The organism is Pedococcus sp. P2_D7 (genome assembly GCF_056404295.1).
Map to the genome: position 1 here is coordinate 51,651 of NZ_JBFUEH010000008.1, position 20,130 is coordinate 71,780.

Here is a 20,130-nt window from a genome sequence, read left to right on the forward strand (position 1 = left end):
CACCCTGCAGGTCGTGCTGCTACTGCGAAGCGCGCACGGCGTCCGCGGAGTCCTGTGCCTGGGTCTTGACGTCCTCGGCGGTGCTCTGGCCCTCCTGGACGACGGTGTCCTTGGCGTCGGTCGCGGTCTCCTTGATGCTCTGGGCCGCCTGCTTGGCGGGCTCCTTGAGCTCCTGGGCCGTGTCCTGCGCCACGCTCTTGGCCTCGTCGACCAGCGGCTGCGCCTTGTCCTTCAGGGTGCTCGCTGCCTGCTTCTCCTTCTCGCTCGCGGGGAGCATGGAGCCGACGAGCCAGCCCACGCCCAGCGCGATGAGACCGGCGGCGAGGGGGTTGCCCTGGGTCTTGCTGCGGGCCTTGTCCGCAGCCGCACCAGGCGCGTGCCCGACGCTGGCGGCTGCGTCCGACCCCGTGCTGCGCAGGTCGTCCGCGGTGCCCATCACGCGGTCCTTGACCGAGGTCGCGACGCCGGCCACCTTGTCGGCCTGGCGCTTGGCGACGTTGGACGGGCTGACCGTCTCGGTGAGCGCATTGACGTCGCTGCTCAGTCGACCGCGGGTGTCCTCGATGTCGCGGCGGATCTCGTCGGGGTTGTTCGTCATCGCTTCTCCTCGTTGCCTTTGAGGGCGTCCGGGATCTCCCGGGCCGTCTCTGTCGTCTGTGGAATTCCCTTGACCTGCTTGATCTCTCGTCGACCGATGCTGGCCAGTACGGCCGCGATGACGGCCCACACAACGGCCACCACGAGCGCCGACCAGGCGCGTCCGATCTCGTTGCCGAGCCCCCACCAGAGGGTGATCGAGAGGAAGAGCAGCACGAAGTGGCCGGCGACGCCGGCTCCGCCGAGCATGCCCGCGCCCTTGCCCGCGCGGGTGGCGGACTGACGCAGCTCGGCCTTGGCCAGCTCGGTCTCCTGACGGATCAGGGTCGACAGGTCGCGGCTGATGTCGGCGAAGATCTCACCGACGTTGCTGAGCGACCGCGGCGGTGACCCGTCGAGCCGTGGGTCCTGGCTCATGCCGGGAAGGCGTCCGGGTCGGCGATGGCCGACTGGCCGCGGTCAGGGTGGGCGCCGCTGTAGCTGCCGCTGGCAGCCCCGGTGTGCTCACCGCTGTAGGCCGCGGCGTTCGCGACGTGCCGGTCGTCCTCGGTCGCCTGGTCCTGGTGGTCGGCCACGAGACCACGGCTGAGGCGCCCGCCGACGAGGCCGATGACGGCCGCGGTGGCGAGGAACGCCCCGGGACGCTGGCGGGCGAACTGCTTGACCTCCGACACGAGGGAGCCGGGGTCGCGCTGGTCGAGCCAACCCGCCACGTCGCCCATGCGCTGGGAGGCCTGCTGGGCGAGGTCGCTCGCAACCCCCTGCTGCTCGCTGTTGCGGGCCATCCCGGAGAGCTCCTGGCTGAGGGACCGGAGACCGTCGGCGACCCGGGTCTGCTGCTGCGCGCTCTGGTCGAGGAGCTGGCTGCGCGTCTGCTGCCACAGCTCCTTGGCCTGCTGGCCGGTCTCCTCCACGACGTTCTTGGCCTCGTCCTTGCCGACCTCGGCGACGCGCTTCACGCCCTCCTTGGCCTGCTGGCCCGTGGCGCGGGCTTCCTCCTTGGCGACGTCCTTGGTGCTGTCGGAGTCTGAGGTTCCCGGGCCGGTGGTGGACGTCGCTGAACCGCTGGACGTCGCGGACCCGGTGCTGATCGCGCTGCCGGACGGGGTGGCGAAGGGGCTGTCCGTGCCGTGGGTGTCGGTGCCATAGGTGTCCGTGCCAGGCACGGGGGATGCCTCCACCGTGCCGAGGTCGCGGGTGGTTTCCTCGGGTGTGTTGGTGTTTCGGTAGATGTCGCTCATGTCCATTCCTGTCCTGTCAACGAGTGGTGGACGGGCTGTCTGTTCAACCGCCGGTGGAAGAGGGTTGCCCGCTCCTGACCTGCGCAAACGTGGAAATGCCCGACTTATTCGCGCTCATCGGCGTCGCGGCCCAGGCGGTCCAGCAGGGCCCGGGCGTCGTGCGGGGCGTGCCCCCTGGCGTCGTTGTCGAAGTAGACGTGCACGTCCAGGCCCTGGTCCGCCCAACCTCGCACGCGCTCAGCCCACGACTCCAGCACTGTCGGGGAGTAGCCGCTGCGGTAGAGCTCGGTGTCGCCGTGGAGACGGACGTAGACGAGGTCGGCCGTGACCACGTCGAACTGCGGCCAGGTGCCGGCGCTGTCGGAGATGACCATGGCAATTCCGTTGTGCTGCAACAGATCGCGTGCCCTCGGCGAACGAAAGCTCTCGTGGCGAGGTTCGAGCGCGTGCCGAATCGGCATGCTGACGAGCGGCGTGGTGAGGGACCGCCCCTCCTGGACCTTGTCGTCGTGCCGACCGGCCAGCTCGCCTGCCGCGTCAGTGGTCCGGGGAAGGAGGTCGAAGAAGTCGTTGAGGCGCTGTTCGTCGAGCTCCAGGCTGGCGGGCAGCTGCCAGAGCACCGGGCCCAGCTTGGCGCCCAAGGCCAGCACGCCGGAGGCGAAGAAGTTGGCCAGCGCGGTCTCCGCGTCGACGAGCCGGCGCATGTGGGTGATGAACCGACCACCTTTGACGGCGAAGCTGAAGTCGTCGGGCACCTGCTCCGCCCAGGACGCGTAGCTGCTCGGGCGCTGGAGTGAGTAGAACGAGCCGTTGAGCTCGACCCCGCTGAGCTCCTGCGCCAGGTAGGCGAGCTCGTCACGCTGGCGCAGGCCGGTCGGGTAGAAGTCACCTCGCCACGACGGGTAGCGCCACCCGGAGGTCCCGATCCGGACGTCTCCGCGGGGTCGCGGAGGTCGCCGCGCAGCGCCCTCAGCCTCGGACCGCGTCATCGGGTCAGTAGTGGTCCCCGACGGCCCCCGGGCCGGCCGGTGGTGCCGTGTGCGTCAGGACCTCGACGAGCTCGTCCAGCGACTGGAACTCGCGGGTCCGGGACAGGACCGACAGGTGCCACAGGAGATGGCTCGGGGCGTGCCGCTGGATCAGTGTGGCGGCCAGGTGGTCATGGGTGGCGGGAAAGCAGCCGGGACCCACATACGTGGCCAGCTCGTCGGCCCAGCCGGGGTCGTGCTCGCTGGTGGAAGCGGTGGGGGTGGTCATGCGTCTCCTCGTGTGGTGCCGCACCCGGCCTGCCCAGTGGTGCCCAGCTGAACGTTCCCCGAACCACCGGGGTCCAAACGTCCGAAACAGGTCGGACGCGCCACCCGTCCCGCGCTGTTGGAGACAGGCGACGCGCCTCAGGCAGCCCCTACCCCCAGGCCGCGCGCGGAAACGGACAGTCGCGGGTTGATGGCGCAGCTCACGTCGACGCCCCTTGAGTACGTGGTCACCTCAGTCCGGGACGCGGCCAGTCCCTGACGCGCCAGCGGCCGGTCGTTGCGTCCAGCTCGGCGAGGTGGCGGGCCTCGAGCTCGGCGAGCCAGCCCTCCATCGGGAACCAGCCCCAGCGGTCACGAAACAGGTTGGCGTTGCGCACGATCGAGTGCAGGTGATGGATCGGCGGCACCTCGGTCGGGTGGTGCTGGTGGTATGCCGCCGCGCCACCCACCCAGAGCAGCTCACCGTGGGCGGCGGCGAGGCGCTGGCCGAAGTCGGTGTCCTCCGCCCCGTAGCCGCAGTAGGCCTCGTCGAACCCGCCCAGGACCTCCCAGCTCCCGGCGGTCAGGGCGAAGGACAGCGACCAGAACAACCGCACGTCGCCGTTCTCGAGGACGGCGTCCCGGCGAGGAGCCGGCCGGGCGGGATGTGGCTCGGCGCGCTCCGCGAGGCCCGGGCCGCGGTACTCGGCGGGGTGGCCGACCGGCGGCAGGTAGCGCACCTCGCCGCAGGCCACCACCGGCGCCGGACCGGCACGCGAAGCGAGCACCTCGGCATACCGCTCCACCAAGGTCGGCTCGGGGATGCAGTCCACGTCCAGCAAGACGAGCAGGTCCGCACCGGCCGCGATGGCCGCCTCGGCACCGGCGTTGCGGGCCTGGGCGAGGGGCAGGTCGGTGGCGTCCGCAGGCAGCTCGACGACGATCGCGCCGGGATGCTGCTCGCGAGCCACCGCACCGGCGTCGGGGTCGCCCATCGCGACGACGACGTAGAGGTCCGCCGGTCGGGTCTGGCGAGCCAGCCCCCAGCCCTGGCCGCGCAGGTGCTCGTGGCGGCCGTGGGCGATGGTCACGACGGCGGTGGTCGGCGTGGTCATGCGCCCACCGGCGTCCGGAGGCCAGCGGTCGAGAGGTGGGCCGCGGCGTCCTCGGCGCCCCTCCCGGTCGACCACCGTCCCCACCCGGCCCCGCCGCGACCGTGGGCACGCCGCAGCAGCTCGGGCCACTGGTCCGCCGGTGGCCACGCCTCCCGGCCGACCGCGACCCCCCGCGCCTCCACCTGTCGCGCCGTCGCCACCTGCTCGTCGAAGGGTCGTGGCTGCGCGATGACGACGGCCGGTCGTCGGGCGGCGGCGACCTCGGCCACGGCGTTCTGCCCCGCATGGGTCACGACGACGTCCGCTGCCTGGAGCTCCTCCCAGAGTGGTGTGGCAGAGGGGGTCGCCGGTGACCGCTCGACCCAGGTCCACTCCGGGGTGGCCGCCCTCGCAGCGTCGAGCTCGGCCGCGGTGGTCGTGCGACCTCCGGCGCCCCACAGCACGAGCACCGTCCCCCCGTGGGCCCGGGGTGTTCCCGCAGCACGAGGCGTCAGGTGGTCGAACCTCGAGATGCCGCCCACGAACCACGCCTTCGCGGTCCAGTGCGGCGGCCAGTCGACGTCGTGCGTCCCGCGCGGCCACGGCGCCAGCAGCGCGTCGGCCGAGTCGTAGGCCAGACGGTGGGTCCGGTCGAACCGGTCGCCCGGCATGGCGACGACGACGGTGGGCACGCCGGACAGGCGCACGAGCAGCGCCACCTCGACCGAGACGTCCACGACCACGGCGCGGGGCCGGTGTTCGACGACCCACTCGGTGACCTGGGCGGACCGCCGGGCGAGTCCCGCGTGTCCGCGCGGCGCCCAGTGCAGCACGCCGTGCGCGTTGGGGTCGTCCTCCCGGGCCAGGGCCGCGGGATCGGGGTCGTCGTCGCGAGCCAGCTGGGTCCACCCGGAGCTCCAGCCCGCCGGGGCGGGAGCCGAGCTGAGTCCCCACACGGGCTCGTCCATCGCGCCGGCGATGCTCAGGAGCCGGGTGAGGTGGCCGGCGCCCTGGTGGTGCGCGTAGTAGCCGATCACGCGGCCCGTCCGAGGCCCGCGGCAAGCCGCTCGTAGTGGGTCAGGTAGGCGTCCACCATCGTGTCGAGCGAGCAGGTGGACTCGGCGTGCTCCCGGCAGCGGCGCCGGTCCAGGGCGCAGACACCCGCCACCTCGGCCGCTGCCGCAGTGACGTCGCCCGGCTCGACGAGCACACCGCAGTGCGGCGCGACGAACTCGGCCAGGCCACCCCGGCGGTAGCCCACCACCGGCGTCCCACAGGCCAGTGACTCGGCCGCGACCAAGCCGTAGGGCTCGTCCCACTCGGGGGTGACGACGAGGGCCGCGCTGGACCCCACCAGGTCGCGCAGCGCCGGGACGCCCAGGTGTCCGAGGTACTCCACGGTCGGCCCGAGCAGCGGCTCGAGGGTGGAGTGGAAGTAGTCGGAGTCGCCCACGGGTCCGGCGAGCCGGATCCGTCGCCCGCTCGCGAGCGCGATGTGGACCGCCTCGTGCGGGGCCTTCTCCGGCACCACGCGCCCCACCCACACGAGGTCGTCGCCACCGGGTCCGTGCGTCCACACCGTCGTGTCGACGCCGTTGTGCACCACCTCCGCGGTGGTCACGTGCGACCACTGCTCCGCGGTGTGCCGGCTGACCGCCACGAACCGGCTGCGGGTCTGGTCCATGAGGGAGATCGCCGGTTCCAGCCAGGGGGTCGGCGGGGTGTGCAGGGTGGTCAGCATCGGTGCCGCGCAGGACTGGGCGAGGGCGAGCGGCAGGAAGTGCAGGCTGTTGTTGTGGATCACGTCGACGTCCGCGCGGTCCCGGAGCTCGAGCATCACCTGGAGGTACGCGTGGTGCTCGCGCAGCCACGGCTCGGGCGGCATCGCGACGTCGGACCGGGCGAGGTCGCTGAGCTCGAGGGGACGCACCTCGAGCTCGCGCGCACCCAGGGCCGGGTCGCTGCCGGGGCCGGCGAAGAGGGTCACCTCGACCCCACGCTGGCGCAGGCCTCGCACCAGCGCCCACGTGAGCGACTCGAGGCCTCCCGCGAACGGCTGGCGGAGGGGGTGCCTGGCGGCGGCGAGGATCACAACGTGCATGTGAGCCTCCGGGCCAACGCCGCTGCATAGGCCCGCTCGTGCGCCCGGCCGAGCAGTCGACGTTCGGTATGCCGTGTGCCCAGCGACGCGCGCGGCGCGGTCCCACCGGTGAGCCAGTTGCCGTATGCCGTGCGCACGGCGGTGACGAGCGACGACGTGCGCGAGGGGCCGTTGGCGGCATACGACAGGCATGGACGCTGCTCGTCGTAGAAGCCGCAGTTCGGCGCGGCGGCCCACGTCCCGAGGTCGTGGCACGCCTCCAGCCAGCCGGAGTGGGTGCCGAACTGGTAGGGCAGCACGGACACGTCGAGGCCCTGGAGGTATCCCCACAGCTCGTCGTCGGTGAAGTAGTCGTGCACCCGCAGGTCCAGCGCATCCTCGTCCGCGAGGGCGCGGAGGTGGTCGGCGAACGCCGGCTCGTACCGCGGGTACCCCTCGGTCATCACGTCGGTGTGCGCGTCCACGCGAAGCCGGGCACCCGGCATACCGGGCAGGGCGGCGACGAGGGCGTCGACCAGCGGCAGGGGATCCATGTTGGCGCGCAGGCTCTTGGCGTGCAGACCCACCACGAACTCGGCTCGCGGCGCGCGAGCCCGACCCAGCCACTCGTCGGGGACGACCTGGGGGTGGGGCAGCACGGTCGCGTCACGGCCCCAGCGGGTCCGGATGGTCGCCGCCGCTCCGGGCGTCAGCGTGATGAGGGCGTCAGCGGCCTCGATGAGCACGGCGAGCTGCGCGTCGTGGAGCTCGGCGGCGTCGTGGTGCGGGTTGCGCAGGTCGTGCACGGTGAGCACCAGCGGCTTGCGGTGGCGGTGCAGGGCGTCGACCACGTCGCCCAGGTCCTCCGGCGAGATCGCGTCGAAGCCGAAGTGGACGTGCATCACGTCGAAGTCGCTCGCGTGCTCCTCGACCCACGCCCTCGTGAGCATCCGCGGTGGCCACCAGGGGGAGTCGGGCGAGGCGCCGGACGGGGGGTCGGGGAGCCGGACCACGGCCGTGGCGTGCGGGGGAGGCGGCGACAGGTGCCGCACGTAGACGTGGCTGGAGGGAACAGAGGCGATGACGAGGCTCACGGCTGACCTTCGGGAAGGAGCGTCGAGCGCGCAGGCGGCGCCCGACTGGGGCAGCTGGCACCTGGTTTGACCGGCTCTGGACTTCTCTGGCCAAGGTAACCCCTGGCACCGACGCTGGCGACCCCCTGGCGCCGTCGTTCTGGGTCAGGCGAGGGTCAGGCGAGGGTCTCGCGGTGGCTCTCGTTGATCTTGCTGGCCACGGCGGCCAGCTTGGTGTTGGTGCGGCTCGAGGCGCTCTTGAGGATCTGGAAGGCCTCCTCGTCGCTCACCTTGTGGGCGGCCATGAGGAGCCCGATCGCCTTGCCGATCTCACGGTTGCTCTCCAGCCCGCGCCGAAGGTTCTCCGCCGTGGCGTGCCGCTCAGCGGCCGCGAGGACCACGGAGGTGAACGAGGCGAGGACGGCGCCCACGTCGACCGACTCCTTCGTGAGGGCGCCTGGCGTGTCCGAGAAGACGTTGAAGGCCGCTCGGCTGCCCAGGCCGTCCAGGAGCTGGTAGCCGAGCATGCCGCGCACCGGCGTGCGGCTGAGGGTCAGCTCGGCGAGCTTCGGCCACTTCGTCTCCGTGGTGATGTCGGAGTCGTGCTGGACGGAGTCCTGCTCGATGCTGTCCAGGCACGGTCCCTCGTGGGCCTCCGACTCGAGCCGGTCCATGAGGCTGGCAACGTCGTCCGAGGAGGCCTGCGTCCTCAGCTGCTCGTGGGCGTCGAGGGTCGAGATGCACGCGTGGTCGGCGCCGGGGATCAGCTCCACGGCCCTCAGGCAGATCTCCGTGAGCACCTCGTCCGTGCCGGTCCCCGCGTACACGAGCTTGGCCAGGGCGGCGAACGCCTGGGTGGCCTCCCCGGGAATCGGTGTCTGCATGCGCTCAGTATCACCCGGACCGTTGCCACCGGGTAAGGCGTCTTCCACGAGGCGCACCTCCGCCGTGGGCAGGGGTCCGGTCATGCCCCTGACCTCGCGGCCCCGGCCGTCGTGGAAATCCCGTCGTGAGGTTGCGTCACGGAGAACTCGATGGGCTTGCACACGCCGCCGTTGGACTTCTCGGCAGAGCAGGCCGTCAGCCCGACGTGCAGGTCCATCTCGGCCTGCACCACGAAGCGGTCGCCCGCCAGCGAGGTGGGCGGGTCGATGTGCAGCTCCCCACCCGGCTCGGGCCACACGTTCATGAAGATGTTGAGGGTGGTGCCGATCTCGTCCGGTCGTACCCCGAACGGCGCCAACCCGGTCGAGAGGTTCTCGAGGCAGCTCGGGTGGTAGGCGCCGTCGAACTCCGGGTAGAGCAGGTCGAAGGTGTCCTGGCTGCACGGCGTCAGGAGGAAGTCGTGCCGGCCGCAGGTGTCGCCGACCACCGTCAGCATCGGGCGGCTGCGGTTGCTGTAGAGGGTGTGCCCAGTCGTGACAAAGATCGTGTTGGCGTAGTCGATCGTCCTGCCGCTGGAGAGCTTCTCGTCGTGGTCGTCGGCCGCGAAGCAGAAGAGGTCGCTGACCTGTCCGCCCTGCGGGTCGACCACCGTGAGCACCTCGCCCGCCCGGAGCAGGAAGCCGGTGCCGGTCTGGGGTGCCAGGGTCGTTGCACTCATGCGGGCTTCTCCTCGTCGAAGCTGGCCGGCGCTTCCCAGTCCTGGGGCACTGACCGCCCCGAGTACTGCCGTGCCTCAGAGCGTTGCCCGTGGTCGGCGACCATCGGGTTCAGCGAGCCCTGCAGCTCGGTGTCACGGCGCCTGATCGTGTCACGCATCCGCTCGAACCGGTCTGACGCACGGAGCTCCTCGAACTGGTCGTGGAGGTTGAAGACGAGGGTGGGCAGCGGTGTCCGTCGGGCCATGCGGGACGACTGGGGGTGCAGACCCACGACGAAGAACGCCGTCCCACCCACGCTGAAGGCGAAGTGGGGGTTGTCGGGGTCGTCAGACACCCCGGGGTCCCACGGCTGGCTGTCGGCCTCGTGGAGCAGCTCCAGCTGTCGCCACAGCAGGGTCTCGAACTCGGGCTCGCTCGAGATCTCGACTGCCCGGAACACCGCCACGAGGGAGGCGAAGCCCGCGGTGCGGTCGGTCTCGCGACCGAAGTCCGTCAGGGCACGGAGCAACGCCTGGGTGCTCTCCTCGGTGGCCAGCCGCTCGAGGACGACGACGGTGGCCCGGTCCCGGTTGAAGACCGAGCGGGCGCCGAGGCAGGGGTAGTCGGGGTGCAGCACCATCGACTCGAGGCCTTCGGCGATCTCGTCCGGAGGCGTGTCGGCGTCGTGGGAGAGGGCGAGGTCCTCGAGGAGCTCAGGCAGCTCCTGGACCTCGTCGGCCGGTTGCGCCACGTCTCAGGACACCACCGCGTCGACGGCCTTCTTGAGGGCGCTGGGCTGCGCGGGCGAGCGCGGCGCCTTCTTCTTGGCGGCCAGCAGCGCAGCGCCCAGGTCCTGGAGCTGGTTGCGCCCCAGTCCTTCCCGCACCTTCGGGAACCAGTCCTGCTCCTCCTCGTCCATGTGGTGCCGGACGTTCTCGATGAGGACCGTCGTCTTGGCCTCGAAGCGCTCGTCCCCGGGCTTGAGAGCAGCGAGCTCCATCACCAGCACGTCGGCGACGTGGTGCTCCTCGTAGGACTCCAGCACGTCGTCCTCGAGCTCGGGCAGCAGCCGGCGGACCTCCGGGTACATCACCTCGTTCTCGATGTAGGTGTGCACGGTCAGCAGCTCGATGACCTTCTTCACGATGGTGCCCTTGCGGGCCTTCGTTGTCGTGGACTTCTCGAACTCGCGGAAGAGGCCGCGGACCTCTTTGTGGTCGTCGCGGAGGATGACGATGGCGTCGGTGGACACGAGGGCTCCTGGCAGTGTGAGGACCAGCGCGAGGTGCGCGCCGGTGTTCCTGCGTCCTACCCCCGGCGGTCGCCCGGCAAACCGGTCAGGCACGTCCGACGTGATGGGGCTCTCCGACGCGACCCTCAGGGCCGTGCTCCAGGACGAGCAGGTCAGCCAGCGAGGCCGCGACACCGACGAGCGCCGCACCCATCACGGCCTTGCCCACCAGGCCCATCTCGGCATGGCCGCGGCCGAATCCGGACGAGTAGTAGAACGTCCAGAGGAGCGCGAAGCCGCTCGTCGCCATGATCACCCCCGGGATGCGGGAATGGGCCCCCGACCGGGCGATCGAGACCCCGAGGAGGAAAAGCCCACAGCACACGGCGGGCGGTGAGAACAGCAGCCCCTGGAGCAGCGCGGTGACGCCCGCCCAACCCACCCAGGCGCCCGGACCGAGGCCTTGGGCAACCAGGTGCGCCAGGACCGCAGTGCCGAGGAACAGGAAGGTGGCCACATCGAGGAGGGCGGCGGCGACCGGTGAGACGCTGACCTCACGGGCCCGCACGAACCAGTAACCGAAGAAGCACAGCCCTCCCACTGCGCCGAACACCGGTGCAGCGCGTCGCAGGACGACGTCCAGAGGGCCGCTGCTTCCCATGGACCGAACGTACGACCTCGCATCATCCGCGGGATCGTCCGATCTGCGTAGTCGGGGATGAGGTCGACGGGCGTGCGGACGCCCAGAGGGGTGACATGGCTGATGCGCCGACCGCTGCGGTAGCCTTCCTCTCATGGCACGGTCGCTGCTTCTTCCCGAGCCGCGTTGACGATCCGGATCACCCGTCCACGTCACCGCGGCCAACCCCTCCTGTGTGAGGGGTTCTTCTGTGTCACGGCTCAGTTGTCAGACGACCCAGCGTGTGAGCACGGTGGTCGGGAGCCACGACCGGGGATGGCACCACCATCAGACACGAGGATGAGATGAGCGAGACGCCGCACCGCTACACCGCCGAGCTGGCCCAGCAGATCGAGCTGGCCTGGCAGGACCGCTGGCAGGAGGAGGGCACCTTCCACGCGCCCAACCCCGCGGGCCCGTGGGCCGAGCCGGAGAAGGTCGCCGGCCGCGAGAAGCTGCTCGTCCTCGACATGTTCCCCTACCCCAGCGGCGCGGGGCTGCACGTCGGCCACCCGCTGGGCTACATCGCCACCGACGTCTTCGCGCGCTACCACCGGATGACCGGCAAGAACGTCCTGCACTGCCTGGGCTACGACGCGTTCGGGCTGCCGGCCGAGCAGTATGCCGTGCAGACGGGTCAGCACCCGCGCAAGACGACCGAGGACAACATGGTCGTGATGAAGCGCCAGCTGCGCCGGCTGGGGCTCGGTCACGACGACCGGCGCACCATCGCCACGATCGACCCCGGCTACTACAAGTGGACGCAGTGGATCTTCACCCAGATCTACGACGCCTGGTACGACCCGGAGGCCAGGCGGCCCGACGGTGGCGCGGGACGCGCTCGCCCGATCAGTGAGCTGGTCGAGCAGTTCGTGTCCGGCGACCGTCCCACCCCGAGTGGTCAGGGCTGGTCCGAGCTGTCACCGGCTGAGCGGTCGGAGATCCTCGACGACTTCCGGCTGGCCTACACCTCGCAGGCGCCGGTCAACTGGGCTCCCGGGCTGGGCACCGTGCTGTCCAACGAGGAGGTCACCAACGACGGACGCTCCGAGCGCGGCAACTTCCCGGTCTACAAGACCAACTTGCGCCAGTGGATGATGCGGATCACCTCGTATGCCGACCGGCTGGCTGACGACCTCGACCGCGTCGACTGGCCCGAGAAGGTCAAGGCCATGCAGCGCAACTGGATCGGGCGCAGCCAGGGTGCGCGCGTCTCCTTCCCGGTGGTGGACCGCGACGCCTCGATCGAGGTCTTCACCACGCGGCCCGACACGCTGTTCGGGGCGACCTTCATGGTGGTGGCGCCGGAGCATCCCGTGGTCGACGAGATCGTCCCGCCGGGCGACTGGGCCCCCGACACCAACCCGAGCTGGACGGGTGGTGCGGCCACCCCGGAAGCCGCGGTCGCGGCATACCGGCTGGCTGCCTCGCGCAAGAGCGAGGTGGAGCGCCAGACCGAGGGCAAGGACAAGACCGGTGTCTTCACGGGGGCCTTCGCGACGAATCCCGTGAACGACCAACGGATCCCGGTCTTCATGGCTGACTACGTCCTGATGGGCTACGGCACGGGAGCCATCATGGCGGTGCCCGGCCAGGACCACCGCGACTGGGAGTTCGCCGAGCAGTTCGGGCTGCCGATCATTCGCACCGTGCAGCCGTCTGAGGGCCACCCGGACGACGAGCCGTTCACCGGGGAGGGCCCGGCGATCAACTCGGCCAACGACGAGGTGTCGCTCGACGGAATGGGTGTGGCAGAGGCGAAGGCCACGATCATCGAGTGGTTGGCGCGCCAGGGGCTCGGGCAGCCGACGGTGAGCTACAAGCTGCGCGACTGGTTGTTCAGCCGCCAGCGCTACTGGGGTGAGCCGTTCCCGATCGTGTTCGACGAGGACGGGGTGAGCCACGCCGTCCCCGAGTCGATGCTGCCGGTCGAGCTGCCGGACGTGCCTGACTACTCTCCCAAGACATTCGAGCCGGAGGACGCGAGCAGCCAGCCCGAGCCGCCGCTGGGGCGCGTCGACGAGTGGGTCAACGTCGAGCTCGACCTGGGCGACGGCCGAGGCGTGCGGAAGTACCGCCGTGAGACCAACACGATGCCCAACTGGGCCGGGTCGTGCTGGTACTACCTGCGTTACCTCGACCCCGCCAACGACGCGGCGTTCGTCGACCCGGAGAACGAGGCCTACTGGATGGGCCCGCAGTCGACCCCGGTCGCGACGGCCCCCGCCGGCGTCACCGACCCCGGTGGCGTCGACCTCTACATCGGTGGCGTCGAGCACGCGGTGCTGCACCTGCTCTACGCCCGGTTCTGGCACAAGGTGCTGCACGACCTGGGCCACCTGAGCAGCGACGAGCCGTTCCGGAAGTACTTCTCGCAGGGCTACATCCAGGCGGCGGCCTACCGCGACGACCGCGGCCAGCCGGTCGAGGCGTCCGAGGTCGTCGAGGCGACCGACCCGGACAGCGGCGACGTGACGTACGCGTGGAACGGCCAGTCGGTCACCCGCGAGTACGGCAAGATCGGCAAGTCGCTGAAGAACGTCGTCAGCCCCGACGAGATGTTCGAGCAGTACGGCGCGGACACCCTGCGGGTCTACGAGATGTCGATGGGCCCGCTGGAGCTGAGCAAGCCGTGGGAGACCCGCGCCGTCGTGGGTGCCCAGCGGTTCCTTCAGCGGTTGTGGCGCAACGTCATCGACGAGGAGACCGGCGAAGTGCGGGTCGTCGACGCGCCGCTGGACGATGCGACGGCCAGGGCCCTGCACCGCACCATCGATGCGGTCTCGAAGGACTTCCCGACGCTGGGCTTCAACACCGCCATCGCGCGGTTGATCGAGCTGAACAACGCGCTGACCAAGCTCGACGCGGTGCCACGCGAGGCTGCCGAGAAGCTGGTGGTCATGGTCGCTCCGTTGGCCCCGCACATCGGGGAGGAGCTGTGGCAGCGGCTGGGCCACGAGGAGTCGATCACGTTCGAGAGCTTCCCCGTGGCCGATCCGGCACTGCTGGTCGACGACACCGTCACCTGCGTCGTGCAGATCAAGGGCAAGGTGCGCGACCGGCTGGAGGTGCCCGCCGACATCACCGAGGACGCCCTGCGCGAGCAGGTGCTGGCGCTCCCCAAGGTCGTCGCCGCAACGGAGGCCGGCATCCGCACGGTCATCGTGCGAGCGCCCAAGCTCGTCAACATCGTCCCGCTCTGACCCCGCACCGATAGCCTGCGCAGGTGAGCGTCGCGATCGTCACTGACTCCACGGCATACCTGCCGGACTCGGTCGTCGACGCGCACTCGATCCAGGTCGTGCCGCTCCACGTCATCGTCGGTGGCACGGAGTTCAGCGAGGGTGTGGACATCACCACGGCGGAGGTTGCGGCGGCACTGCGCTCCTTCAAGCCGGTGTCGACCTCACGACCGTCCCCGCAGGCCTTCCTCGACGCCTACGAGAAGGCGGCAGCCGGGGGAGCGGAGGGCATCGTGTCGGTGCACATCTCCGCCGACATGTCCTCGACCGTCGAGTCCGCCCACCTCGCCGCACAGCAGTCTCCGGTGCCGGTCACGGTCGTCGACTCGCGTTCGCTGGGCATGGCCATGGGGTATGCCGTGGTGTCCGCAGCGCAGCTGGCCGAACACGGCGGGTCGCTGGAAGACGTTGCAGCACAAGCACGTTCGCGCGCGGAGGCATCGACCGTCGTGTTCTACGTCGACACGCTCGAGCACCTGCGCAGGGGTGGTCGGATCGGCTCCGCGTCGGCGTTCCTGGGGTCCGCCCTCGCCATCAAGCCCATCCTCGGACTCGTCGACGGGCACATCCGCCCGCTGGAGAAGGTGCGCACGTCGTCGCGCGCCCTCGCTCGGCTCGAGGAGCTCGCTGTCTCGGCGGTCCAGAAGGCCGAGACGGCCGTCGACATCGCGGTCCACCACCTCGACTCGCAGTCCCGGGCCGACGACCTGGCCGCGCGGCTGACCGCCCGCCTCGCCGAGCTCCCGGACGACGGGGACGTGCGAGTCGTCGAGCTGGGCGCCGTGGTCGGGGCCCATGTGGGGCCGGGGACCATCGCCGTCGCGGTGTCGCCACGGCCTGCGTCATGACCGCAGTCGCGGACGTGTCGACGGGGGAGCTGGTCGAGGCGGTGCTCGCGTCGTTGGCGGCCTTCGTCGTCGGGGCGGTCAACCCCGCGACGATCCTCGCGAAGCTCCTCGGCAAGGACCTACGACACTCCGGGTCGGGCAACCCCGGGGCCACCAACGCCGGGCGGGTCCTCGGCGCCCGCTGGGGCGTCGTCGTGGGGGTGCTGGACGTCCTCAAGGGCCTCCTCCCCGTGCTCGCGGCGCAGCAGCTCCTCGGCACCGTCACCGCGCTCTTCGTCGGGCTCGCCGTGGTGCTCGGCCACATCTGGTCACCGTTCCTGAGGGGACAGGGCGGCAAGGGGGTGGCCACCTCGCTCGGGGCGATCCTGGCCGTCCAGCCGTGGTTCGGGCTGGGGATGGCGGTGGTGTTCGGGCTGCTCGTCTGGCGGATGCGGTGGGTGGCCGGGGCCTCGGTGTCCGCCTGCCTGCTGCTGCTCCTGCTCGGGGTGCTGACCTGGTTGCGCTGGGTGCCGTTCGGGACGCGCGAGACCGGTGCCTGGTGCGTGGTCCTCGCGCTGGTCGTGATCTACCGGCACCGTCGCAACATCGAGCTGTGGATCTCCGCGCGACGCGACGCCTCGTCCACAGGCTGAGGTCCGGCGAGCGTTCGTCCACAGCTCGCTGACCGCGTCCTGTCGCGGTGGTGGTGGGCTTCCTACCGTGTCCGTATGCCGTCCCGTCGCCGACCGTCCGAGCCCTCGGCCCGGGTGCGTGCCCTGCTGGAGTCCACCGACGGCCGACGCGCCCTGGCGCTCGGTGAGCCGGGTCGTCCGGTGGGCGACGTGGTGCCGTGGCTTCCCGAGCGGAGCTGGGTCGAGGCCTCCGCGGCCGAGCCGGCGAGAGTCCCGGGCCGCGTGGACCGAGTGGACCGAGTGGACCGCACGGGGCGCCCTGACCGGTCGGACCGCCCCGACCAGCCGGACCGTCCGGCGCGGGCGGGCCGGCACCGGCGGCCCGTGCCGCCCGGGCCGCGGTTCCTGACGGTCCCCACGTCACTGCGGGGGGCCCGCCTCGGCGGACCTCGCGCAGCCGCAGCCGGACTGCTCCTGGTCGTCCTGGTGGCTGCGGTGGCGTTCGGGGTGCGGGTCGCCTGGGCCAGGGCGGCCAGCACGCCGCAGGTCGTCGCGCCCTCGGCCGCAGGGTCCGCGCTCGGTGACCAGCACCCGGGCGGGAGCGTGTTCGCCTCGTCGAGCACGGCCTCGGGAGGCGGCGGGCCTCCTGCCGTCGGGACGGTGACCGTGCACGTCGTCGGACAGGTCAAGCGACCGGGGGTGTTCACGATGCCCGCGGGGTCGCGAGTCGCTGACGCAGTGGCCAAGGCGGGCGCGGGCAAGGGGGCCGACCTGGCCGCCATCAACCTCGCCCGACCGCTGGTCGACGGAGAGCAGATCCACGTGCCGAAGCCGGGTGAGGTGCTGGCCAGCGGTGGAGGGGGAAGTGGTGCTGGGGGAGCTGCCTCCGCGGCAGGATCCGCGGGGACTGCGGGGTCTGCGGGGTCCAGCGGTGGGGGATCGGGAGCCGGAGCCTCAGGAGCTGGCTCGGGGACCGCCGGCCAGGTGAACCTGAACGCGGCCTCGGCTGCCGAGCTCGAGGAGCTGCCGGGAGTCGGACCAGTCCTGGCGCAACGGATCATCGACTGGCGCACCGAGCACGGCCGGTTCGCCTCGGTCGACGAGCTGGGCGAGGTCAGCGGCATCGGGGAGAAGATCTTCGCTGCGCTCCAGCCCAAGGTGACGGTGTGACCCGGCGGCGGACAGGCGCTGCGCCTGACGACGACCAGCGCGACCTCGACCTGAGGCTGCTCGTCCCCGCGCTCGCCGCGTGGACGGCCAGTGCCTGCACCCTCGGGCTCAGCCCGCGCGTTGTGGCGCTCGCGGCCGGAGGCAGCCTGCTGGCGGCGGTCCTCGTGCTCTGGGCGACAACGCAGGGACGGCTCGGCCGCGTGGGCGCACTGCTGGCCCTGGGGTCGGCAGCAGTAGCCCTGGTGCTGGCCTCGACCGCCGGCCACAGCGCGGCGCGGGAGGCCGGTCCGGTGCGGGCGCTGGCCCGTGAGCGTGCCATGGTCGAGCTCTCCGGCGTGGTGACCAAGGACCCCGTGGTCGTCGGTGGCCGGCGGTTGGAGGGCGCCACGGTGCGCCTGGTCATGCGGGTCGAGGAAGTCAGCGGTCGGGGGAGGCGATCGCGCGTGTCGACTCCCGTGCTCGTGATGGGCGACACCGCGTGGCAACGGGTGCACTGGCACGAACGTGTCACGGTCAAGGGCACCCTGCTCGAGTCCGAGCCCGGCGACGACGTCGTCGCAGTGCTGCGACCCCGGGGCGAGCCCCGGTCCCTGTCCGCGCCCGGTGCTGTCGCGAGGGCGGCCGAGCACCTGCGGGCTGGGCTGCGCGACGCGGCCGCGCCCCTGCCGCCCGATGCCCGGGGCTTGCTCCCGGCCCTCGTGATCGGCGACACCAGCCGCACCCCGCCCGACCTGACCGACGCCATGCTCGCCACCGGGATGACGCACCTCTCGGCCGTCTCGGGCAGCAACGTGGCCATCGTGCTGGCGTTCGCGCTGGGTGGTGCGTCCCTCGTCGGTGTCCGGCGCCGCCTGAGGCCGTGGGTCGCCGTCACGGTCCTCGCCGGATTCGTCGTCCTCGCCCGACCGGAGCCGAGCGTCGTGCGGGCCGCTGCGATGGGCACCATCGGGCTGATCGGGCTGAGCCGCTCGCGGCGGGCTGCTGGCCTGCCCGTCCTCTCCGCGGCCGTCGTGGTGCTCCTCGTGGTCGACCCGTGGCTCAGCCGGTCCTACGGCTTCGCGCTCTCGACCCTCGCCACGCTCGGCCTGCTGCTCTTCACGCGCACGTGGGGCGACGCCATCGGACGGCGACTGCCGCGGCGGATCAGCTCTTGGGGTCCGCCGATCGCGATTCCTATTGCGGCACAGGCGATGTGCGCGCCCGTCGTCGTCCTCCTGCAGGGTTCGGTCTCGGTCGTCGGCATCCTGGCCAACCTGCTGGCCGCGCCCCTTGTGGCGCCCGCCACGGTCACCGGCGTGGCTGCCGCTGGCCTGGCTCCCCTCTGGCCGTTCGGTGCCCGGCTGCTCTGCTGGGTCGGGGCCGTGCCCACCCTCGGCATCGCCAAGGTGGCCCGCACCTGTGCGACCATCCCCGGCGGCACCCTGCCGTGGCCGGACGGGGCGGTGGGTGCGCTCCTGCTCACCCTGGTCACGGTCCTCGTGCTGCTCAGCGGCCGGTGGTGGGCGCACCGTGCGCGGCTCCACCCGGTGCTCGCCGCCGCCGTGCTCGTCCTCGTGCTCGCCGCCGCTGCGCCGACCTCCGCCGTCACCTGGCCACCCGCGGGATGGCGTTTCGTGGCGTGCGACGTGGGGCAGGGCGATGCGTTGGTGCTGGCCACGACGCCCGGCCATGCCGTGCTGGTAGACGTCGGCCCGGATCCTACGACCGTCAACGCGTGCCTCCGGCGACTCGGGGTGCGCGTGCTCGACTCCGTGGTGCTGAGCCACTTCCACGCCGACCACGTCGACGGGCTGCCCGGCGCCCTGGCCGGCCGCGAGGTGCGCGAGATCCTCGCCACCCCCGTGCGCGAACCCGCCTACCAGTGGTCGCAGGTGGAGTCACTGGCCCGGGCCCGCGGCATACCCATCCGCGACGTCGTCGCCGGTGACCACCTGGGCTGGCCCGGGGTGACGGCTGACGTGTGGTGGCCGGCCCGCAGGATCGCCGCGGGCTCGGTGCCCAACAACGCCAGTGTGGTGCTCGCGGTGCGCTCGGGCCCGGTCGACCTGCTGCTCCTGGGAGACGTCGAACGCGAGGCGGCCCATGCCCTCCTGCTCCAGCTGCGTCGCGACCCGGCGATGGCGGCCCGGGCGGCCGGCTTCGACGTGGTCAAGGTGGCCCACCACGGCTCGGGCAACCTCGACGAGGGCCTGGTGGCTGAGGTGCGCGCCCCGGTCGCGGTCATCAGCGTGGGGAAGGACAACGACTACGGCCACCCGTCACCGAAGGCGCTGGAGGTGTTGCGCCGCAACGGGTATGCCGTCCTGCGCACCGACCAGCGCGGCGACGTGGCCGTCGTCGCCGTCGATGACGACGTGGGCGTCACCTGGCGTCGACGCTAGGCGCCGGCGGCTGGTGGACCCGGCAGGTCAGGTGCTGGCGAGCACCCGGGGCTTGGCCTTGGCGGCCTCGACGAGTGCGTCGATGGTGGCCTGCACGGCCGGCACGCGCTGGAGGTCGGCGGTGGTGACGACGCTGACCGACCGTCGCGAGGCGGGGTTGATCGGCAGGGTGACGACGTCGTGGTGGTGGGCGGTCCGGAGGATGAGGTCGGGGATGAGGGCGACACCGAGGCCTTCGGCGACCAGGCCGAGCACCGCGACGTAGTCCTCGGTCTCGAAGCCGACGTGGGGCGAGAAGCCGGCGTTCGCGCACATCTGGAGGAGGTGGCCACGACATCGGGGACACCCGGCGATCCAGTTCTCCTGCGCCAACGCGGACAGCTCGACCATGTCCTCGGTCGCGAGCGGGTGGGCGCGGGGGAGGGCGAGGCGCACCTCGTCGTCGAGCAGCTTGTGGGTGACGAAGAGGTCCATGTCCTCCTCGCCGCGACCGACGTCGGTGCCCTCGTAGGCGAACGCGACGGCGAGGTCGCACTCGCCCGCCTTGAGCGCGGCGAGCGACTCAGGGGGCTCGGCCTCGGTGAAGGTGACCTGCACGTCGGGGAACCGCTGCTTGACCAGCGCCAGGGCCCGGGGGACGAGGGTGGCCGAGCTCGACGGGAACGCCATGAGCCGCACCCGTCCGGCACGTAGGCCGGCGATCGCCGCGACCTCCTCCTCGGCGGCATCCAGCGCAGCCAGCACCGCGACGGCGTGCCGGGCCAGCACCTGCCCGGCCTCGGTGAGGCGGACGTTGCGCCCGATCCGCTCCACGAGCACGGTGCCGGTGCGCTGCTCGAGCCGACGGACCATCTGGGAGATCGCGGGCTGGGAGTAGCCCAGCGCCAGGGCAGCACCGGTGAAGCTGCCTTCGTCGGAGATGGCCTTCATGACACGGAGACCTGCGGCGTCGATCATGGAGGAAGCATAACCGTTCGTTATCCAGATGGTTAGTTGTTGAGTGGGTCGTGATGGATCCGGCCCCGGCGCGGGTGGTCGTGGCGTCGTTCCCGCCGACGGGCAGGT

20 protein-coding genes are annotated in these 20,130 nt (G+C 71.5%); 5 read left to right on the forward strand and 15 right to left on the reverse strand.

What is annotated here, in order from left to right:
- Window positions 1-19: 19 nt before the first annotated feature.
- The 14 genes from AC1DWJ_RS17945 to AC1DWJ_RS18010 all read right to left on the reverse strand — a co-directional run bounded on the left by AC1DWJ_RS17945 (window position 20) and on the right by AC1DWJ_RS18010 (window position 10,795).
- The gene (locus AC1DWJ_RS17945) at window positions 20-598 is read right to left on the reverse strand and encodes a DUF3618 domain-containing protein (protein ID WP_457253191.1); all 579 of its coding nucleotides are present in this window, start codon (window positions 596-598) and stop codon (window positions 20-22) included.
- The gene (locus AC1DWJ_RS17950) at window positions 595-1,014 is read right to left on the reverse strand and encodes a phage holin family protein (protein WP_457253189.1); all 420 of its coding nucleotides are present in this window, start codon (window positions 1,012-1,014) and stop codon (window positions 595-597) included. The genes AC1DWJ_RS17945 and AC1DWJ_RS17950 overlap by 4 nt, the downstream gene beginning before the upstream one ends.
- Window positions 1,011-1,838, reverse strand: coding sequence for a hypothetical protein (locus AC1DWJ_RS17955; protein ID WP_477621550.1), 828 nt, complete (start codon window positions 1,836-1,838; stop codon window positions 1,011-1,013). Before AC1DWJ_RS17955 ends, AC1DWJ_RS17950 begins: the two co-directional genes overlap by 4 nt.
- Before the next feature lie 104 nt (window positions 1,839-1,942).
- Window positions 1,943-2,827 (reverse strand): DUF72 domain-containing protein, encoded by an 885-nt coding sequence (locus tag AC1DWJ_RS17960; protein ID WP_457253185.1) that lies wholly within the window; start codon window positions 2,825-2,827, stop codon window positions 1,943-1,945.
- Window positions 2,828-2,831: 4 nt separating this feature from the next.
- Window positions 2,832-3,095: a DUF2795 domain-containing protein gene (locus AC1DWJ_RS17965; RefSeq protein WP_457253183.1), complete on the reverse strand. Its 264-nt coding sequence runs from the start codon at window positions 3,093-3,095 to the stop codon at window positions 2,832-2,834.
- Between the two features lie 226 nt (window positions 3,096-3,321).
- The gene (locus AC1DWJ_RS17970) at window positions 3,322-4,188 is read right to left on the reverse strand and encodes a glycosyltransferase family 2 protein (protein ID WP_477621551.1); all 867 of its coding nucleotides are present in this window, start codon (window positions 4,186-4,188) and stop codon (window positions 3,322-3,324) included.
- Window positions 4,185-5,204: a glycosyltransferase gene (locus tag AC1DWJ_RS17975; RefSeq protein WP_477621552.1), complete on the reverse strand. Its 1,020-nt coding sequence runs from the start codon at window positions 5,202-5,204 to the stop codon at window positions 4,185-4,187. The genes AC1DWJ_RS17970 and AC1DWJ_RS17975 overlap by 4 nt, the downstream gene beginning before the upstream one ends.
- Window positions 5,201-6,268 (reverse strand): glycosyltransferase, encoded by a 1,068-nt coding sequence (locus AC1DWJ_RS17980; protein ID WP_477621553.1) that lies wholly within the window; start codon window positions 6,266-6,268, stop codon window positions 5,201-5,203. Before AC1DWJ_RS17980 ends, AC1DWJ_RS17975 begins: the two co-directional genes overlap by 4 nt.
- Window positions 6,256-7,341, reverse strand: a complete 1,086-nt coding sequence (locus AC1DWJ_RS17985) for a glycosyltransferase (protein ID WP_477621554.1) — start codon at window positions 7,339-7,341, stop codon at window positions 6,256-6,258. The genes AC1DWJ_RS17980 and AC1DWJ_RS17985 overlap by 13 nt, the downstream gene beginning before the upstream one ends.
- A 155-nt stretch (window positions 7,342-7,496) precedes the next feature.
- The gene (locus tag AC1DWJ_RS17990) at window positions 7,497-8,204 is read right to left on the reverse strand and encodes an ANTAR domain-containing protein (protein ID WP_477621555.1); all 708 of its coding nucleotides are present in this window, start codon (window positions 8,202-8,204) and stop codon (window positions 7,497-7,499) included.
- A gap of 80 nt (window positions 8,205-8,284) precedes the next feature.
- Complete coding sequence (locus AC1DWJ_RS17995; protein ID WP_477621556.1) at window positions 8,285-8,923, reverse strand: DUF1989 domain-containing protein; 639 nt, start codon at window positions 8,921-8,923, stop codon at window positions 8,285-8,287.
- Window positions 8,920-9,654, reverse strand: coding sequence for a guanitoxin biosynthesis heme-dependent pre-guanitoxin N-hydroxylase GntA (gene gntA, locus AC1DWJ_RS18000; RefSeq protein ID WP_457253174.1), 735 nt, complete (start codon window positions 9,652-9,654; stop codon window positions 8,920-8,922). The genes AC1DWJ_RS17995 and gntA overlap by 4 nt, the downstream gene beginning before the upstream one ends.
- 3 nt (window positions 9,655-9,657) lie before the next feature.
- Complete coding sequence (locus AC1DWJ_RS18005) at window positions 9,658-10,155, reverse strand: hemerythrin domain-containing protein (RefSeq protein ID WP_457253173.1); 498 nt, start codon at window positions 10,153-10,155, stop codon at window positions 9,658-9,660.
- Window positions 10,156-10,240: 85 nt separating this feature from the next.
- Window positions 10,241-10,795, reverse strand: coding sequence for a hypothetical protein (locus tag AC1DWJ_RS18010; RefSeq protein WP_457253172.1), 555 nt, complete (start codon window positions 10,793-10,795; stop codon window positions 10,241-10,243).
- Between the two features lie 323 nt (window positions 10,796-11,118).
- Here AC1DWJ_RS18010 and leuS point away from each other — a divergent pair, with 323 nt between their 5' ends.
- The 5 genes from leuS (at window position 11,119) to AC1DWJ_RS18035 (ending at window position 19,065) form a co-directional block, all read left to right on the forward strand.
- Entirely contained in the window at window positions 11,119-14,016 is a 2,898-nt protein-coding gene (gene leuS, locus AC1DWJ_RS18015; RefSeq protein ID WP_477621557.1) for a leucine--tRNA ligase, read from the forward strand.
- 23 nt (window positions 14,017-14,039) lie between these two features.
- Window positions 14,040-14,903 (forward strand): DegV family protein, encoded by an 864-nt coding sequence (locus AC1DWJ_RS18020; RefSeq protein ID WP_457253170.1) that lies wholly within the window; start codon window positions 14,040-14,042, stop codon window positions 14,901-14,903.
- On the forward strand, window positions 14,900-15,535 hold the full coding sequence (gene plsY, locus AC1DWJ_RS18025; RefSeq protein WP_457253168.1) for a glycerol-3-phosphate 1-O-acyltransferase PlsY: 636 nt from the start codon (window positions 14,900-14,902) through the stop codon (window positions 15,533-15,535). Before AC1DWJ_RS18020 ends, plsY begins: the two co-directional genes overlap by 4 nt.
- Before the next feature lie 75 nt (window positions 15,536-15,610).
- Window positions 15,611-16,684 carry a ComEA family DNA-binding protein gene (locus tag AC1DWJ_RS18030; RefSeq protein ID WP_477621558.1) on the forward strand — a complete coding sequence of 358 codons (1,074 nt, stop codon included), beginning with the start codon at window positions 15,611-15,613 and terminating at the stop codon, window positions 16,682-16,684.
- A complete protein-coding gene (locus tag AC1DWJ_RS18035) occupies window positions 16,681-19,065 on the forward strand; it encodes a ComEC/Rec2 family competence protein (RefSeq protein WP_477621559.1) in 2,385 nt (794 codons plus the stop codon). Before AC1DWJ_RS18030 ends, AC1DWJ_RS18035 begins: the two co-directional genes overlap by 4 nt.
- 27 nt (window positions 19,066-19,092) lie before the next feature.
- Here the strand turns inward: AC1DWJ_RS18035 and AC1DWJ_RS18040 are convergent, their stop codons facing one another.
- Window positions 19,093-20,022 carry a LysR family transcriptional regulator gene (locus tag AC1DWJ_RS18040; RefSeq protein ID WP_457253164.1) on the reverse strand — a complete coding sequence of 310 codons (930 nt, stop codon included), beginning with the start codon at window positions 20,020-20,022 and terminating at the stop codon, window positions 19,093-19,095.
- Window positions 20,023-20,130 lie beyond the last annotated feature (108 nt).

Bases quoted from the DNA above. Each gene is read 5' to 3' on its own strand.
- AC1DWJ_RS17945 (WP_457253191.1), bottom strand. From the start codon at position 598: ATGACGAACAACCCCGACGAGATCCGCCGCGACATCGAGGACACCCGC.
- AC1DWJ_RS17950 (WP_457253189.1), bottom strand. From the start codon at position 1,014: ATGAGCCAGGACCCACGGCTCGACGGGTCACCGCCGCGGTCGCTCAGC.
- AC1DWJ_RS17955 (WP_477621550.1), bottom strand. From the start codon at position 1,838: ATGAGCGACATCTACCGAAACACCAACACACCCGAGGAAACCACCCGC.
- AC1DWJ_RS17960 (WP_457253185.1), bottom strand. From the start codon at position 2,827: ATGACGCGGTCCGAGGCTGAGGGCGCTGCGCGGCGACCTCCGCGACCC.
- AC1DWJ_RS17965 (WP_457253183.1), bottom strand. From the start codon at position 3,095: ATGACCACCCCCACCGCTTCCACCAGCGAGCACGACCCCGGCTGGGCC.
- AC1DWJ_RS17970 (WP_477621551.1), bottom strand. From the start codon at position 4,188: ATGACCACGCCGACCACCGCCGTCGTGACCATCGCCCACGGCCGCCAC.
- AC1DWJ_RS17980 (WP_477621553.1), bottom strand. From the start codon at position 6,268: ATGCACGTTGTGATCCTCGCCGCCGCCAGGCACCCCCTCCGCCAGCCG.
- AC1DWJ_RS17990 (WP_477621555.1), bottom strand. From the start codon at position 8,204: ATGCAGACACCGATTCCCGGGGAGGCCACCCAGGCGTTCGCCGCCCTG.
- AC1DWJ_RS17995 (WP_477621556.1), bottom strand. From the start codon at position 8,923: ATGAGTGCAACGACCCTGGCACCCCAGACCGGCACCGGCTTCCTGCTC.
- AC1DWJ_RS18010 (WP_457253172.1), bottom strand. From the start codon at position 10,795: ATGGGAAGCAGCGGCCCTCTGGACGTCGTCCTGCGACGCGCTGCACCG.
- leuS (WP_477621557.1), top strand. From the start codon at position 11,119: ATGAGCGAGACGCCGCACCGCTACACCGCCGAGCTGGCCCAGCAGATC.
- plsY (WP_457253168.1), top strand. From the start codon at position 14,900: ATGACCGCAGTCGCGGACGTGTCGACGGGGGAGCTGGTCGAGGCGGTG.
- AC1DWJ_RS18030 (WP_477621558.1), top strand. From the start codon at position 15,611: ATGCCGTCCCGTCGCCGACCGTCCGAGCCCTCGGCCCGGGTGCGTGCC.
- AC1DWJ_RS18040 (WP_457253164.1), bottom strand. From the start codon at position 20,022: ATGATCGACGCCGCAGGTCTCCGTGTCATGAAGGCCATCTCCGACGAA.